The sequence below is a fragment of the Streptomyces sp. AC558_RSS880 genome, from assembly GCF_019049255.1.
Taxonomy (GTDB): Bacteria; Actinomycetota; Actinomycetes; order Streptomycetales; family Streptomycetaceae; genus Streptomyces.
The window spans coordinates 83,422-97,586 of the sequence record NZ_JAGMUJ010000072.1; the positions used below are offsets into that span (position 1 = coordinate 83,422).

The 14,165-nt window shown below is 72.9% G+C and carries 13 protein-coding genes; 7 read left to right on the plus strand and 6 right to left on the minus strand.

The genetic code is table 11. From position 1 onward, the window contains the following. Window positions 1–24: 24 nt before the first annotated feature. Window positions 25–930 (minus strand): SGNH/GDSL hydrolase family protein, encoded by a 906-nt coding sequence (locus tag KUM38_RS22980; RefSeq protein WP_217131309.1) that lies wholly within the window; start codon window positions 928–930, stop codon window positions 25–27. 486 nt (window positions 931–1,416) lie between these two features. On the opposite strand from KUM38_RS22980, the gene KUM38_RS22985 reads away from it, so the two are divergent. Beyond that, on the plus strand, window positions 1,417–4,590 hold the full coding sequence (locus KUM38_RS22985; protein WP_217131310.1) for an amidohydrolase family protein: 3,174 nt from the start codon (window positions 1,417–1,419) through the stop codon (window positions 4,588–4,590). Between the two features lie 367 nt (window positions 4,591–4,957). Further along, window positions 4,958–6,232: an APC family permease gene (locus tag KUM38_RS22990; RefSeq protein WP_217131311.1), complete on the plus strand. Its 1,275-nt coding sequence runs from the start codon at window positions 4,958–4,960 to the stop codon at window positions 6,230–6,232. A 249-nt stretch (window positions 6,233–6,481) separates the two neighbouring features. Here KUM38_RS22990 and KUM38_RS22995 read toward each other — a convergent pair whose 3' ends face one another. Further along, window positions 6,482–6,787 (minus strand): PadR family transcriptional regulator, encoded by a 306-nt coding sequence (locus KUM38_RS22995; RefSeq protein WP_217131312.1) that lies wholly within the window; start codon window positions 6,785–6,787, stop codon window positions 6,482–6,484. 462 nt (window positions 6,788–7,249) lie between these two features. On the opposite strand from KUM38_RS22995, the gene KUM38_RS23000 reads away from it, so the two are divergent. Then, window positions 7,250–7,453: a hypothetical protein gene (locus KUM38_RS23000; protein ID WP_217131425.1), complete on the plus strand. Its 204-nt coding sequence runs from the start codon at window positions 7,250–7,252 to the stop codon at window positions 7,451–7,453. A gap of 166 nt (window positions 7,454–7,619) precedes the next feature. Here the strand turns inward: KUM38_RS23000 and KUM38_RS23005 are convergent, their stop codons facing one another. Next, the gene (locus tag KUM38_RS23005; RefSeq protein WP_217131313.1) at window positions 7,620–7,979 is read right to left on the minus strand and encodes a helix-turn-helix transcriptional regulator; all 360 of its coding nucleotides are present in this window, start codon (window positions 7,977–7,979) and stop codon (window positions 7,620–7,622) included. Between the two features lie 163 nt (window positions 7,980–8,142). On the opposite strand from KUM38_RS23005, the gene KUM38_RS23010 reads away from it, so the two are divergent. The 3 genes from KUM38_RS23010 to KUM38_RS23020 all read left to right on the plus strand — a co-directional run bounded on the left by KUM38_RS23010 (window position 8,143) and on the right by KUM38_RS23020 (window position 10,413). Beyond that, window positions 8,143–9,528 (plus strand): FAD-dependent oxidoreductase, encoded by a 1,386-nt coding sequence (locus KUM38_RS23010; protein ID WP_217131314.1) that lies wholly within the window; start codon window positions 8,143–8,145, stop codon window positions 9,526–9,528. 69 nt (window positions 9,529–9,597) lie between these two features. Beyond that, on the plus strand, window positions 9,598–10,056 hold the full coding sequence (locus KUM38_RS23015; RefSeq protein ID WP_217131315.1) for an ArsI/CadI family heavy metal resistance metalloenzyme: 459 nt from the start codon (window positions 9,598–9,600) through the stop codon (window positions 10,054–10,056). 6 nt (window positions 10,057–10,062) lie between these two features. Next, window positions 10,063–10,413, plus strand: a complete 351-nt coding sequence (locus KUM38_RS23020) for a hypothetical protein (protein WP_374227070.1) — start codon at window positions 10,063–10,065, stop codon at window positions 10,411–10,413. Between the two features lie 30 nt (window positions 10,414–10,443). Here the strand turns inward: KUM38_RS23020 and KUM38_RS23025 are convergent, their stop codons facing one another. The 3 genes from KUM38_RS23025 to KUM38_RS23035 all read right to left on the minus strand — a co-directional run bounded on the left by KUM38_RS23025 (window position 10,444) and on the right by KUM38_RS23035 (window position 13,116). Beyond that, the gene (locus KUM38_RS23025; RefSeq protein ID WP_217131316.1) at window positions 10,444–11,508 is read right to left on the minus strand and encodes an ArsO family NAD(P)H-dependent flavin-containing monooxygenase; all 1,065 of its coding nucleotides are present in this window, start codon (window positions 11,506–11,508) and stop codon (window positions 10,444–10,446) included. A gap of 196 nt (window positions 11,509–11,704) precedes the next feature. Further along, window positions 11,705–12,811, minus strand: a complete 1,107-nt coding sequence (arsB, locus tag KUM38_RS23030; protein WP_217131317.1) for an ACR3 family arsenite efflux transporter — start codon at window positions 12,809–12,811, stop codon at window positions 11,705–11,707. Further along, complete coding sequence (locus tag KUM38_RS23035) at window positions 12,808–13,116, minus strand: helix-turn-helix transcriptional regulator (protein ID WP_217131318.1); 309 nt, start codon at window positions 13,114–13,116, stop codon at window positions 12,808–12,810. Before KUM38_RS23035 ends, arsB begins: the two co-directional genes overlap by 4 nt. Window positions 13,117–13,208: 92 nt before the next feature. Between KUM38_RS23035 and KUM38_RS23040 the strand changes: the two genes are divergently transcribed. Further along, window positions 13,209–13,622, plus strand: a complete 414-nt coding sequence (locus KUM38_RS23040; RefSeq protein ID WP_217131319.1) for an arsenate reductase ArsC — start codon at window positions 13,209–13,211, stop codon at window positions 13,620–13,622. The last annotated feature ends 543 nt before the right edge of the window (window positions 13,623–14,165 follow it).

Here is a 14,165-nt window from a genome sequence, read left to right on the forward strand (position 1 = left end):
TCCTCGCCGCACGCGCCCCGGGAGTCACGAGGCTTTCGGAAGTGCGGTGCCCGTCCCGGGGGACGGCGCCGACGTCGCGCGGACGGCCGCGGCGAGGGCCTCTCCGATGGCCCGGGCACCCGCGGCGTTGGGATGCAGGGGCGCGGCCTGACGTGCCGAAGTCAGGCCCTCGATGTAGCGGTCGGCGGGGGCGGCGCAGATGTCGTGTCCGATCCCCAGGGTGTAGGTGTCGACGAAGGTCGCGCCGTGCGCTTCGGCCGTTCGCCTCAGTACGGCGCCGAGGTGGTTGACCACGCCCTGGATGTAGTTGGCGTCCTGCTTCCAGAAGGGCTGGGCGGGGTGGCAGCCGTCGGTGCGGAGGTAGTTGCCGTAGCCGACGACGAAGACCTCGGCGTTCGGCGCGCGCCGGGCGATCTCGTCCAGGGCGGTGCCGAAGACCGGTGCCCAGGCGTCGATGCGGGCCCTGACCTCGTCGGTACCGCCCGCGGTGTTCTCTTCCGCGCAGCTGGTGCCGTGGGGCTCGGGCAGGGTGTTGACGCAGTCCAGCGCTTCGCTGAAGACGTCGGTGTCGTTGCCGCCGATGGTGACGCTGACGATGTCGGTGGCGGGCGTGAGCGCGTCGTACTGGGGGGCGGTGCCCGGGAACTGGGACGTGCTCAGGTCGTCGGTGTCGGCGGCGGAGCAGGTGACGTCGGTGAGTCGCGCGCCGAGTTCCTCGGCCGCGACGCGCGGATAGCCGGCCAGGGAACGCAGGCACATCGGGTTGGCCGGATCGGGCGGCGGCACCAGCGGTGCGGCCGCGTAGGAATCGCCGAGCGCGACGTATTGGGGTGGTTCGGCCGCGGTCGGCGCGGCCGTGACCGGTGCCGCGGTCGACAGGGCAGCGGTGGACAGCGCGGTGGCCAGGGCTATGCGCAGGGTCGTCTTCAAGGACGCCTCCGTCCGATAGGTCGGAATGTGCGGGTATGTCCCGCGATGAGCATGCCCGAGAGGGCCTGCCGCCGCACGGCGGGCCGCAGCTCGGTACTCCCGCCGGATGACGGCGTGCGGCACGGCTCCCCGGTGCTTGCCGTAGCCGGTACGACTACTGGCGTGGTCCGGCGTGGCGGGCCGGGACTTCCCTGCCGGTCGGCACGATGGGTGCGCGGGGCTCGGCTCCGTGCGGGGTGGCGTGCGTGGCCGCGCCGTACGCCGGTCCCGGCTTGCGGGGCGCGGGCGGCGGCCCTGTCCGGTGCCGGACCGCGGGGGGACGGTGCGGCGCGGGGCGCGTGGGCGCCGGATCCACGGGCGGCGAAGCACCGGGGGCCGGCGTCGGCGTGACGGGACGTCGAGCGGATCCTGCGTCGCGGGCCCTCGTCCTCGACGTGTCCTCCCGCAGGACTTTCGGCCGGTGAACCGAGCAGGAGGCAGACCGAGATGAGTTCCGGTTCCGTCAACCGACGCGGCTTTCTGGGGGCTTCCGCCGCGGGGCTGACAGTGGCTCTTTCCCCGGCGGCGGCCCGGGCCGGGGCCGCTTCCCCGGTGGCCCGGACCGGAACCGCTTCCGCCGCCGGGGAGGACCGGGTCTTGCGCTACGAAGAGATGACCGGTGGGTCGGTCACCGCCTCCCGCGACGGGAAAGTCCTGATCGCCGAGGTGCAGGGCGTGCTGTGGCGGGTCCCCCGCGAGGGCGGCGCGGCGACGCGGCTGACGGACTGGGAACTGGAGGCGACCGCTCCGGCCCTGTCCCCCGACGGCGGGACGGTGGCGCTGTGCGGCTACCGGGACGGCACCTTCCACCTGTGGACGATGCGGGCCGACGGCGGCGGGCTGCGCCGGCTCACCGACGGCCCCTGGGACGATCGCGGGGCGGCCTGGTCTCCCGACGGCACCCGGCTGGTGTTCTCCTCCGAGCGCGGCGGCGACGCGGTGGCCGGCAGCGCGTTCGGCCTGTGGGTCCTCGACGTGCGCGACGGTCGCGTGCGGCGGCTGACCGGCGGGGACTTCGAAGATCTCGACGCCACCTGGTGTCCGGACGGGCGCTCGGTGGTGTGCGTCCGTGCCGCCCACACGCCGGACGGCGCGAGCGACGGCGGCCCGGCCCTCGTCCGCGTACCGGCCGGGGGCGGCGAGGCGCGGGTGGTGCACAGCGTCGGCTCGGGCCGGCTGCTGTGCCCGTCCGTCTCCCCGGCGGGCCGGATCGCCTACCTGCGTCTGTCCGGAACCGGCGCCTCGCCGTCCCTGCCGGCCGCCGAGGCGGCGCTGATGGTCGACGGCCGGGTCGTCACGGACGACGAGGACCTGGCGGCGGCACCACCGTGCTGGCTGGGCGAGGACCGGCTGCTGTACGTGGCCGACGGGCGCATCCGCATCCGGACGCTGGGCCCGTCCGCGTCGGTGGAGGAGGTCGCCTTCACCGCCCGGATGCCGGTGCCCCGGCCGCGCCGGCGGGTGAAGGCGCGGGACTGGGACCCGGCCCGGTCCGTCCCGGTGCGCGGGATCCATCTGCCCGCCCCGTCCCCCGACGGACGCAGTGTGGCGTTCGTGGCGTTGAACGCGCTGTGGCTGATGGACGTCGGCGGGGCGCCCCGCAAGCTCGTCCAGGCCGCCCCCGTCCACCATCTGCAGATGCCCGTCTGGGCGCCGGACGGGCGCACCCTGCTGTACTGCACCGACCGGGACGGACTGACGGCCGTCCGCCGGCTGCGTCCGGACGACGGGCGCGACGAGCCGGTCACCGGCCCGGGACGCCTGTATCCGGCACTGTCCCCGGACGGCACCCACCTGGCCTGCCAGGACGTCGCCGGAAATCTGTTGCTGCGCACCCTGGCCACCGGCGTCGAGCGGGTGCTGGCCCGGCCCATGGCCACCGACGGGCCGCCCGGCTCCCCCACGTGGTCACCCGACGGCCGGTACGTGGCCTTCTGCGACCGCAACCGGCTCAACCGCCGCTTCCGCGAGGGCTATCACCTCATCCGCGTCGTCGACACCCGCACCGGCGCCGAGCGGCGCCACCTGCCCGCCGACCACCAGTCGCTGGCCGACCGGGCCGCCGCGGGCCCCGTCTGGTCCCCCGACGGCCGCTGGATGGCCCTGATCGCCGAATCGGCCCTGCACCTGCTGCCCGTCACCGCCGACGGCACCCCGGCCGGCCCGATGCGCCGGCTGACCGACGAGCCGGCCGACCACGCCGGCTGGGCCGGCGACTCCGCCACCCTGCTCTACCTCTCCTCGGGCCGTCTGCGCCTGCTCTCCCTCGACGAGGAACGGATCCCGTCCCGCACACGCACGCTCCCCGTCCGGCTGACCGCCGGACGGGGCCCGTCGCAGGAGCCGCTGCGCGTCCACGCGGGCCGGCTGTGGGACGCCACCGGCGCCACCGTGCGCCGGAACGTCGACGTCCTCGTCGAGGGCGGCCGGATCACCGCCGTCGAACCCCACCGGGCGCGCCGCCCGGGCCACCGCACCCTGGACGCCTCGGACCACACCGTCATCCCCGGCCTGTTCGACAGCCACACCCATCCCTACACCGCCACCTACGGCGCCCGGCAGCACCTCGCGGCGCTCGCCTACGGCATCACCACCACCGCTTGCATGGGCGCGTCCCTGTACGAGGCGATCCGGCTGCGCGAATCCCTCGCCTCCGGCCACAGCACGGGTCCGCGCATGCTGGCCTGCGCGGAGCTCATCGACGGTCCCCGCACCGCGTACGCCAAGGGCCGCGCCCACCGCACCCACGCCGGCCTGCGGCGCACCCTGGAGCGCGTCACCGCGCTCGACGTCGACTTCGTCAAGACCTACGTACGCGCCCCGGGCCGCACCATGGCCGAGGCCGCCGAAGCCGCCCACCACCTGGGCGTCCCCTGCGGCAGCCACCTGTGCTCCCCGGGGCGGGCCGCCGGCCAGGACCTGACCACCCATCTGCAGGCCACCCAGCGCCTGGCCCACGGCCACGCCACCACCCCCACCGGCCACCTCCACCAGGATCTCCTCCAGCAGTACGCCGACGGCTCCTTCGCGCTGATCGCCACCCCGTTCACCGCCCAGGTCCTCCTCGGCGCCGACCCCGCCCTGGCCGACGACCCGCGTGTCCTCGCCCTCCTGCCGCCCTGGGACATCGCCCTCGTCCAGGAACGCGCCAGGACCGAGCCCACCGCCGAGCAGCGGCACGCCCTGGCCACCGAGATCGGCAACTACCGGCGGCTCGCCGCCCACGGTGCCACCCTCGCCCTGGGCACCGACTCCCCCCTGGTCCCCGTCGGCCTGTCCCTGCACCTGGCCCTGCGCGCCCTCGTCGCCCACGGCTTCACCCCCGTCCAGGCCCTGCGCACCGCCACCACCACTCCCGCCCGGCTCTTCGGCCTCGACGCCGAACTCGGCACCGTGGAGCCGGGCAAGATCGCCGACCTCACCGTCGTCGACGGCGATCCCTTCAGCGACTTCACCACGCTCGTCGACATCCCCCTGGTCCTGCGCGACGGCGTTCCCCATCACCGAGGCGACCTCACCGCCACGCACCGGCAGGCCCCCCACCCCGCTCCCCGGAACACCACCTGGCTCGAGATCGCCCACGCCCTCCACCAGAACTCCTGCTGCCACCCCGGCGGCTGAGCCGCCCGCGCCCCGGCCCGGCCCTGGCCTCCGCCGCCGTGCGGGTGGGGCCGACGGACGTCTCCGCGAGGGCGCGGCAGGCGTCGCCCGGCTCCGGGACCCCGTGGGCGCCCTACGCGGCGGCCGGCTCGGTGACGCGGACGATCACGGAGGCCGTTGTCGGCACACCGCACCGGGCCGCGACGGAGAACCGGCTCCCGGGCCGGCAAGCCGTCGAGCGGCACCGCGACGTCCGCGTCCTGCCCACCGGTGCGGCCGGAGGACAGGGCGGAGCATCGTTCCCCCCTCCGGGCGGGCTCACGCGCTCATATATCGTCTCCCGATATCGGAGTCCGTAAGACTGGCCCTGCCGCCAAGGAGTGAACCCATGAGCGAGCCATCGACCGCCGCCGGGATGCCGGACGAGCTGCGCCGGCGGCTGGGGGTGCCGGACGCCGTCATGATCGGCCTGGGGTCGATGATCGGCGCCGGGATCTTCGCCGCACTCGCCCCGGCCGCGCAGTCGGCCGGTTCCGGGGTGCTGGTCGCCCTGGCGCTCGCCGCCGTCGTCGCGTACTGCAACGCCACCTCCTCCGCCCGTCTCGCGGCCCGCTACCCCGCCTCCGGCGGCACCTACGTCTACGGCCGCGAACGCCTCGGCGACTTCTGGGGCTATCTCGCCGGGTGGAGTTTCGTGGTGGGCAAGACCGCCTCCTGCGCGGCGATGGCGCTCACGGTCGGCTCGTACGCCTGGCCCGGCCAGGCGCACGCGGTCGCGGTGGCCGCGGTGGTGGCGCTGACCGCGGTGAACTACGCCGGAGTGGAGAAGTCGGCCTGGCTGACCCGCGCGATCGTCGCGGTGGTGCTGGCGGTCCTCGCCGCCGTAGTGGTCGCCGGCCTCACCTCGTCCGCGTCGGACGCGGCCGGTCTGGACATCGGCGACGACGCCACGTTCGGCGGGGTGCTCCAGGCCGCGGGCCTGCTGTTCTTCGCGTTCGCCGGGTACGCGCGCATCGCCACCCTCGGCGAGGAGGTCCGCGATCCCGAGCGCACCATTCCCCGGGCGATCCCGATCGCGCTGGGCATCACCCTGGTCGTCTACGCCGCCGTCGCCGTCGCCGTCCTGACGGTCCTCGGTCCGAAGGGGCTGGCGGAGGCTGCCGCGCCGTTGTCGGACGCGGCCAGGGCGGCAGGCGCCGACCGGCTCGCACCGGTCGTACGTGTCGGCGCCGCCGTCGCCGCGCTCGGCTCGCTGCTCGCGCTGATCCTCGGCGTCTCCCGCACCACGCTGGCCATGGCCCGCGACCGGCACCTGCCACACGTCCTGGCCGCCGTCCACCCGAGGTACAAGGTGCCGCACCGCGCCGAGTTGGTGGTCGGCGCGGTGGTGGCGGTGCTGGCGGCGACCGCGGACGCGCGCGGGGCGATCGGGTTCTCCTCGTTCGGTGTGCTGGTGTACTACGCCGTCGCCAACGCCTCCGCCTGGACCCTGCGGCCGCAGGAGGGCCGTCCCGCGCGGATCATCCCGGTGGTGGGGCTGGCCGGCTGCCTCCTCCTGGCCTTCGCCCTGCCGTTGTCCTCGGTGGTTGCCGGGGCAGCGGTGCTGGCCGCCGGTGCCGCCGCCTACGGGGTCCGGCGCGTGGTGGCCGCACGCGCGTCGTGACCGGGTGGCGGTCAGACGGTCATCCGGTCTCAGACGGTCATCCGGTCGGCGGGCCGGTCGGCGCGGCGGCGCTGTCGCTGGGCACCGGGCCGTCCGGGGCACACCCGTCCGGAGGGCGCGAGCTGCTCGGCTCCGCGCCGCCGGCGGCCGGCGCCCGGCCGGGCGCCGCTCGTGGTCCTCGCCCACGTATCCGGCCTGGTGACCCCGCGCGGCTCCCGACCCCCGCACGCCGTGGACCGGGCCGGTGCGCTACGGCGCCTCGTCGCCCAGAACCTCACGGGCCAGCTCCCTGAGTGCCCGCCGGTCGTCCGCCAGAGCCTGCTTCCCGGCCTCGGTCGCCTTGTAGACGCGCCGGGTGCGGCCGTCGACCACCCGCTGCTCGGAGACCAGCAGTCCGTCCGCCTCCAGCCGGTGCAGCGTCGGGTACAGGGTGCCGGGGCTGATCTGGTAGCCGTGGGAGGCCAGTTCCTCGGTCATCCACGCACCGTGGATCTCCTCCTCGGCCGCGTGGTGCAGGATGTGCAGCCGCACCGCGCCCCGCTGGAACTCCCGCACCCTGACCCACCTCCGACAGTGACGAAACCGATATCGGTACCCGATCCTACGCCGGGACCGAACACCCCGGTCTCTCCCGCCGGAGCCCGGCCACGGACACGCGCGAGGCCGCCCCGCTCCATCGACAAGGTTCTCGGCGCCCCTCCCCCTGGCACGGCGTGTTCGGCCCCCAGCGTGTGGAGGCCCTGAACAGCCGCCGAACAGCGAACCGAAACCGCGGGCCGTCTTCGACGCGCTCGGCGAACAGACCGTCGTCGTCCCGGGCACCGGCACCCTCGACATCGTCATCCCTCCCTGGCCCGCTCGCTCGCAGCCGTCCACGAACATCGGTGCGCCAGGGGACGCGACGGCCGTGGACGCGGGCGGGCTCGAAGCGCCGCATGGCCGGCCGAGCCGAAGGAGGAGGGTCGGGGGACGCCGAGCACGCCGTGGGCGGGCCGTCGGGCGGCCGGCCCTCTGTACTTGATCACCGACGGCAAACCGGAGGGATCCGCCAAGAGGTTCACCGACCACATCCCGCCCTCCAAGGGCCGGAAGCCGATGACCAAGCACGGCTGCTCGACCCTCAAGGAAATCGGGAAGCAGCCGATGACCACCAAGACCCTGATGCGGCCGCCCGTCGCACCCGACGCCGGCAGCCGCCCACGCCCTTCGAAGTGGATCTGAGGCTGGGTGCATGCCGGGGCGTTCGCCGTGGCGGCTCCGCTCCTGTCTGTCGTGACGGCATCCACGGCCGTCACCGTGGGCCGATCACCGCCGTTCGGGAAGGTGGCCGTCACGCCTGCCTTCGATCAGCCGGAGCATCCGCCTGCGGACGGCCGCCGTCGGCCGTTCAGGTGCTCTGCGACAGCAGGCCCGCCATGGCCGACAACACCCCGGGCGCAACCCGGTAGTACACCCAGCTGGCACGGCGCTCGGACTCGAGAAGCCCGGCCTCCCGCAGCTTGCGCAGGTGGTGGCTGACCGTGGGCTGGGAAACGCCGACGTCCTGGATCTCACAGACACAGGCCTCTCCGGCCGGCTGAGCCGCGATCTTCGAGAACAGCCGCAGCCGGACGGGATCGGACAGCGCCTTGAAGATCATGGCGATCTTCTCCGAGTCCGCAGCGGACAGTTCTTCCTTGCCCAGCGGCTGGCAACACCATGACGCGGTGGCGTGCAGATCGGCGGAGCCCGTAGCCAGATTAGACATACCTCTATGTTGACAGGCGTCTAATCATTTGCCAAACAGCGATCGGAACCCCCGCACGCCCGAACGGGCACAGATTCGATGAACTTCTATGTTGACGGACATCGATCTCGGGTGCATGCTGGTCAGTATCGACAAACATCGAAGCCGAGGAGTCGTCGCCACCATGTCCACCGCCTCTGTTCCGCCCGTGGTCGTCATCGGCGCCGGCCCCATCGGCCTGGCCGCCGCGGCCCACCTCTCCGAGCGCGGCCTGAACCCCCTCGTTCTCGAAGCGGGCCACACCGCCGGCACCGCCGTGCACGACTGGGCGCACGTACGCCTGTTCTCCACCTGGGGCGAAATCGTCGACCCGGCCGCCGAGAAGCTCCTCGCCCCGACGGGCTGGAGCAAGCCCGACACCGGCACCTACCCGAGCGGCGGCGACTGGATCGAGCACTACCTGCGGCCGCTCGCCGCCGTTCTCGGTGACCGGGTCCGTTACGGCGCCCGGGTCACCGGCGTCTCGAAGGCCGGCCGTGACCGCATCGTGGACGCCGACCGCGACACCCAGCCCTTCGTCGTGCACGTCCAGCACGCCGACGGTCGCGAGGAACGGATCCTCGCCGCCGGCGTGATCGACGCCTCGGGCACCTGGGCCCGGCCCGCTCCGGCCGGGGGCAGCGGTCTGCCGGCCCTCGGCGAGCGGGCGGCGGCCGACCGCATCACCTACCGCGTCCCCGACCTCACGGACCCGGCCGTTCGTGACCGTTACGCGGGCAAGCGCACCGCCGTCATCGGCTCGGGCGCCTCCGCGTTCACCGCTCTCGCCGCACTGGCCGAGTTGGCGCGGTCCCATGACGGCACGGCGACGAAGACGGTGTGGGTGCTGCGCCGCGGCATCTCCGGATCCACCTTCGGCGGCGGAGACGCGGACCAGCTGCCCGCGCGCGGTGCTCTCGGCCTCGCGGCCAAGGCCGCCGTCGACGACGGCCACGCCGAGGCGGTCACCGGCTTCCGGACCGAAGCCGTCGAACGCGACACGGACGGCCGGCTGGCACTGGTGGCCGAGGACGGCCGGCGTCTGCGGGACGTGGACGAGCTCATCGTCCTGACCGGATTCCGCCCCGACCTGTCCTTCCTCTCCGAGGTACGTCTGCGCCTGGACGAGCGCCTGCAGGCACCGGTGGAACTCGCTCCGCTGATCGACCCCAACCAGCACTCCTGCGGCACCGTCTACCCGCACGGCCACCGGGAACTGTCCCACCCGGACCCCGGTGTCTACCTGGTCGGCATGAAGAGCTACGGACGTGCTCCCACGTTCCTCGCGATGACCGGCTACGAGCAGGTCCGCTCCATTACGGCCGCCCTGGCGGGCGACACCGAAGCGGCCGACCGCGTGGACCTGGTCCTGCCGGAGACCGGTGTGTGCGGCGGCTCCGGACTGTTCGACACCGCCGACGTCCCCGAGGCCGGCACGGGCTGCTGCACCACTCCCGCCCCGCAGCCGGTCCAGCTCATCACCGTCTCCCCCGGCTCGGCCACCACATCCGGCGGCGGCTGCAACGCCTGAACGGCCCCCGAACCGAGGCCGTCCCGGGCGCTGTCCGCGTGCACCATCCAACTGGCAGGAGGAATCCCCATGTCCCGGATACAACTCGCCCTGCGAGTACCTGACCTGCAAGCCGCGATCGCCTTCTACGGCAAGCTGTTCGACACCGCACCGGCCAAGCTCCGTGACGGCTATGCCAACTTCGCGATCACCGAGCCTCCGCTCAAGCTTGTCCTCATTGAAGGAACGGACGGCGAGGACACACACCTGGACCACCTCGGTGTCGAGGTGGCCTCCACCGAGGACGTCCAGGCAGCCACCGCTCGGCTGGCCCAGGCGGGGCTGGCCACCACGGAGGAGAAGGACACCGCCTGCTGCTACGCCCTGCAGGACAAAGTCTGGGTGCGCGGCCCCGGCCAGGAACCGTGGGAGGTGTACGTCGTCAAGGCCGACGCCGATACCCTCGCCAAGCAGCCCGGCAGCACCTGTTGCAGTCCCGCAGTCGCCAACCGGCCCGAACAGCGGTCCGACGCTGCTGGCTGCTGCTGACGGCACATGAGCAACCTTTCCATGGCCCACTCCGCGACCGCGACGCTCGACAAACCGACGCGGCCGCGGAGGGCTCTGCCGGCCCTGTGTCTGACCCAGATCACCAGCTGGGGCATCGTCTCCTACGCGTTCCCCGTCCTCAATCCGCAGATCACCGACGCCACCGGCTGGAGCGCGGCCATGACCACGGCCGCGTTCTCCGCCGCTCTGCTCGTCTCCGCCCTGGCCGGCATCCGCGTCGGCCGCGAACCACGAGGGACTGCAGCGGATTCGGCCCATCCTGGACCCGGCGCCCCGGACTTCATGCGACTGACCGCCGTACATCGAGACCGTCCGTGTCGCTGGCCTGCCCGGTGATCGGCGCACTGGGCCGACGTCCCGCCCGGATCATCCTCCGGCGGCGAGGAGCCCGGCGATCTCACGGGCAGCGTCGCGGGCCGGTCGTCCGACGCCGATGAGCGTGGCGGAGGCGGGGCCCGTCCAGTCGCCGTAGCCGAGGAGGTGCAGCCGAGGTTCCTGCACGGAGCGGGTGCCCCGGGTGGGGATGCGGCCGCGTGGGCCGCGCAGGCCGAGGGGCGACAGGTGCGAGAGGGCCGGCCGGAAGCCGGTGCACCAGATCACCACGTCGGCGAACGCCCTCGTACCATCGGCCCAGACGACACCGTCGCGGTGGAGGCGTACGAACATGGGCGACGCCTTGAGCCGCCCGGCGTCCCTGGCCTCGCGCACCGGCGGTACCGCGACGATGTCCCCCAGTGAGGCGACGCCTCCGGTGTCGGTGCGGCCTTCGTCGAGGGCGCGGCGGCGGGCGGTGGCCGCGTCGAACAAGGCCCGCCCGTCGATGTCGTCGGCGAGGAAGCGGGGCGGACGCCGGGTCACCCAGGTCAGCTCGGTGTCGTGGGCGAGGTCGGCGGCGATCTGCGCGCCCGAGTTGCAGCCTCCGACGACGATCACGCGGCCGCCCGTGAAGTCCTGCGGTTTCCGGTAGGAGACGGTGTGCAGTTGCCGCCCTTCGAAGTCCCCGCGGCCCGGGACGGCGGGGAGGAAGGGGCGCCACCAGGTACCGGTCGCACTGATCACCGCGCGGGCGTGCCACGTGCCGGAGTCGGTCTCCACCCTCAGGAGCCGTCCGTCGTCGTGCACGCCGAGCACCCGGACCGGCCGCAGCACGGGCAGGTCGTACCGCTTCTCGTAGTCGCTCAGGTACGCCACCACATGCCCGGCGTCCGGGTACTCCTCCCCCGGCTGCGTCGGCATAAGGCGGCCGGGGAGGGAGGAGAAGGCTGCCGGGGAGAACAGGCGCAGCGAGTTCCAGGTGTGCTGCCAGGCCCCGCCAGGGACGGCCTGGGCGTCGAGGACGACGAAGTCCAGGCCCTGGCGGCGCAGGTGGTAGCCGGCGGCGAGCCCCGCCTGGCCGCCGCCGATCACCACCACGTCGGTGCGCTCCGTCATGCCGTCCGCCCTGCCGCGTGAGTGCCGCACCGTGCGGTGCGGGCTGCGGCTTCGCCGGGGTGTCCGGGAAGGGGACGCCCAGGCGTGTGGCGGTGCGCGACGCGCGGGTGCTCGTGGCGGACGGCGACCTTGCGGCCACGGCGGAGACCGGCGGCCGTGCTGGTCGTTCCCCTGGTGCGGCAGCCGGGGCGGCGCATCAGCGGCCCCTTCCCCCGGTGGTCATGGCGGATGGGGCGAACCTGTTGCGCCAGGCCAAGGACACGTAGACCAGGCCGATCAGGACGGGGACCTCGATGAGCGGCCCCACGACGCCGGAGAGAGCCTGGCCCGAGGTCACGCCGAAGGTGGCGATGGCGACCGCGATGGCCAGCTCGAAGTTGTTGCCGGCGGCCGTGAAGGCGAGGGTGGCCGTGCGGTCGTAGGCGAGGCCGATCGCCTTGCCCAGGAGGAAGGTGCCGACCCACATCACGGCGAAGTACACCAGCAGCGGCAGCGCGATGCGCGCGACGTCGAGGGGCTGGGAGGTGATGGTCTTCCCCTGCAGGGCGAAGAGGATGACGATCGTGAACAGCAGGCCGTACAGCGCCCACGGGCCGATCTTCGGCAGGAAGTCGGACTCGTACGTCTCACGACCGAGCTTCTTCTCACCGAGACGGCGGGTGAGGAAGCCCGCCAACAGCGGGACGCCGAGGAAGATGACGACGTTCAGGGCGATCTTCCCCATGGAGATGTCCAGGTTCTCGCCGTCGCCCAGGCCCAGCCAGCCGGGCAGCAGGTCGAGGTAGAACCAGCCGAGCAGGCCGAACGCCAGGACCTGGAAGACCGAGTTCAACGCGACGAGTACGGCCGCCGCTTCGCGGTCGCCGCACGCGAGGTCGTTCCAGATGATCACCATCGCGATGCAGCGGGCCAGGCCGACGATGATCAGACCGGTGCGGTACTCGGGCAGGTCCGGCAGGAAGATCCACGCCAGGGCGAACATCACCGCCGGGCCGACGATCCAGTTGATCACCAGTGACGAGGCCATGAGCCTGCGGTCGCCCGTGACCGCGTCGAGCTTGTCGTAGCGGACCTTGGCCAGGACCGGGTACATCATGACCAGCAGGCCGATGGCGATCGGGAGGGAGATGCCGCCGATCTCGACCTTGGCGAGGGCGTCGTTCAGGCCGGGAACGGCTCGTCCCAGGCCGAGCCCGACGGCCATGGCGAGGAGGATCCACACGGCGAGGAACCGGTCGAGCGTGGACAGCTTCGCGACGACCGACGACTCCTGAGGGACCGCGGGGGCTTCGGTGCGGGTCACGGGCAGGCCCTCTTGTTGTCGGCGGCGTTACGGGCGGACTCGGCCAGGTCGGCGAACTGACCGGCGAGGGATGCGATGACGTCCGGGCAGAGCTTGTAATACGTGTAGCGACCGCACGGCTCCGTCTCGACCACGCCGGCTTCGCGCAGCACTCTCAGGTGGTTGGAGAGGTTGGTCTGCCGGGCCCCGGTCTCCTCCACGAGGTGGGTGGTGCACAGGGTCTCTTGGGCGAGCAGGGTCACGATCCGCAGCCTGAGGGGGTCCGCCAGAACCCGGATCAGGTCAGTGTCGACTGACGTCATCATGCGCTGATACTCTCATATCAGTGGTGACTGACACCATCGGGTGCTGAAGTCACTCGCGCCTGATGTCTTCGTGAGACAAGTGAGACCTCCTGATGTCCGACAAGCCCTCCGTGCTGTTCGTCTGTGTGCACAACGCCGGCCGTTCCCAGATGGCCGCCGCGTGGCTGACCCACCTGGCCGGAGACCGCGTCGAGGTCCGTTCCGCAGGGTCCGATCCGGGGGACGGCGTCAACCCCGCCGCCGTCGAGGCCATGCGCGAGGTCGGCATCGACATCGCCGCCGAGGTGCCCAAGATGCTGACCGTGGACGCGGTCAGGGAGTCGGACGTCTGCATCACCATGGGCTGCGGCGACACCTGCCCGGTCTTCCCCGGCAAGCGGTACCTGGACTGGCAGTTGGAGGACCCGGCCGGCCAGGGCGTCGAGGCCGTCCGTCCGATCCGCGACGAGATCAAGGTACTGGTCGAGGGCCTGATCGAGGAGATCGCTCCGGAGCCGCGGGGATAAGCGCCACCTCGGACATCCGCCACGTCGTCATCATCGGCTCGGGCCCCGCGGGCCGCACCGCCGCGCTCGACGCCGAGCGGTATCCCGCGGCCCTGCCCGATGCGTCCGTAGCGGCCGAATCCGTCGCGGCCGAGTCCGTCGCGGCCGCCTGACGGCAACCCGCCGGGAAACCGTCCCGCCTCCGGGCACGCCGGAGCGCCCACGCACGTGCCTTCGCTCCCGCAAGGTCGATCCTTCCGGCAGGAGACCTCCAGTCGGCCCACACCCGACTCACCCAAGCGGCTTGACGTACCGTCACCGCCCGCTGCGGACCGCCAAGACCGAGGACTTCCCCTACCTGCCCTGACCTGTACAAGTGACCAAGCGTCAGGTGTCGGGCCCCATCATGGTGCGCGGCATCCGGTTCTCCTCGAGGTCGGCTCCCTGCCTGCTCGTCGCAGGTGGAGGGCGTCTCCTCGCTGCACAACGACACGCCTCGGGGTCACGGCCGGCCACTGCCGTGGCAGTGAAGCCGGCCGATGGCCGATTCGTCCGACGGTGTGC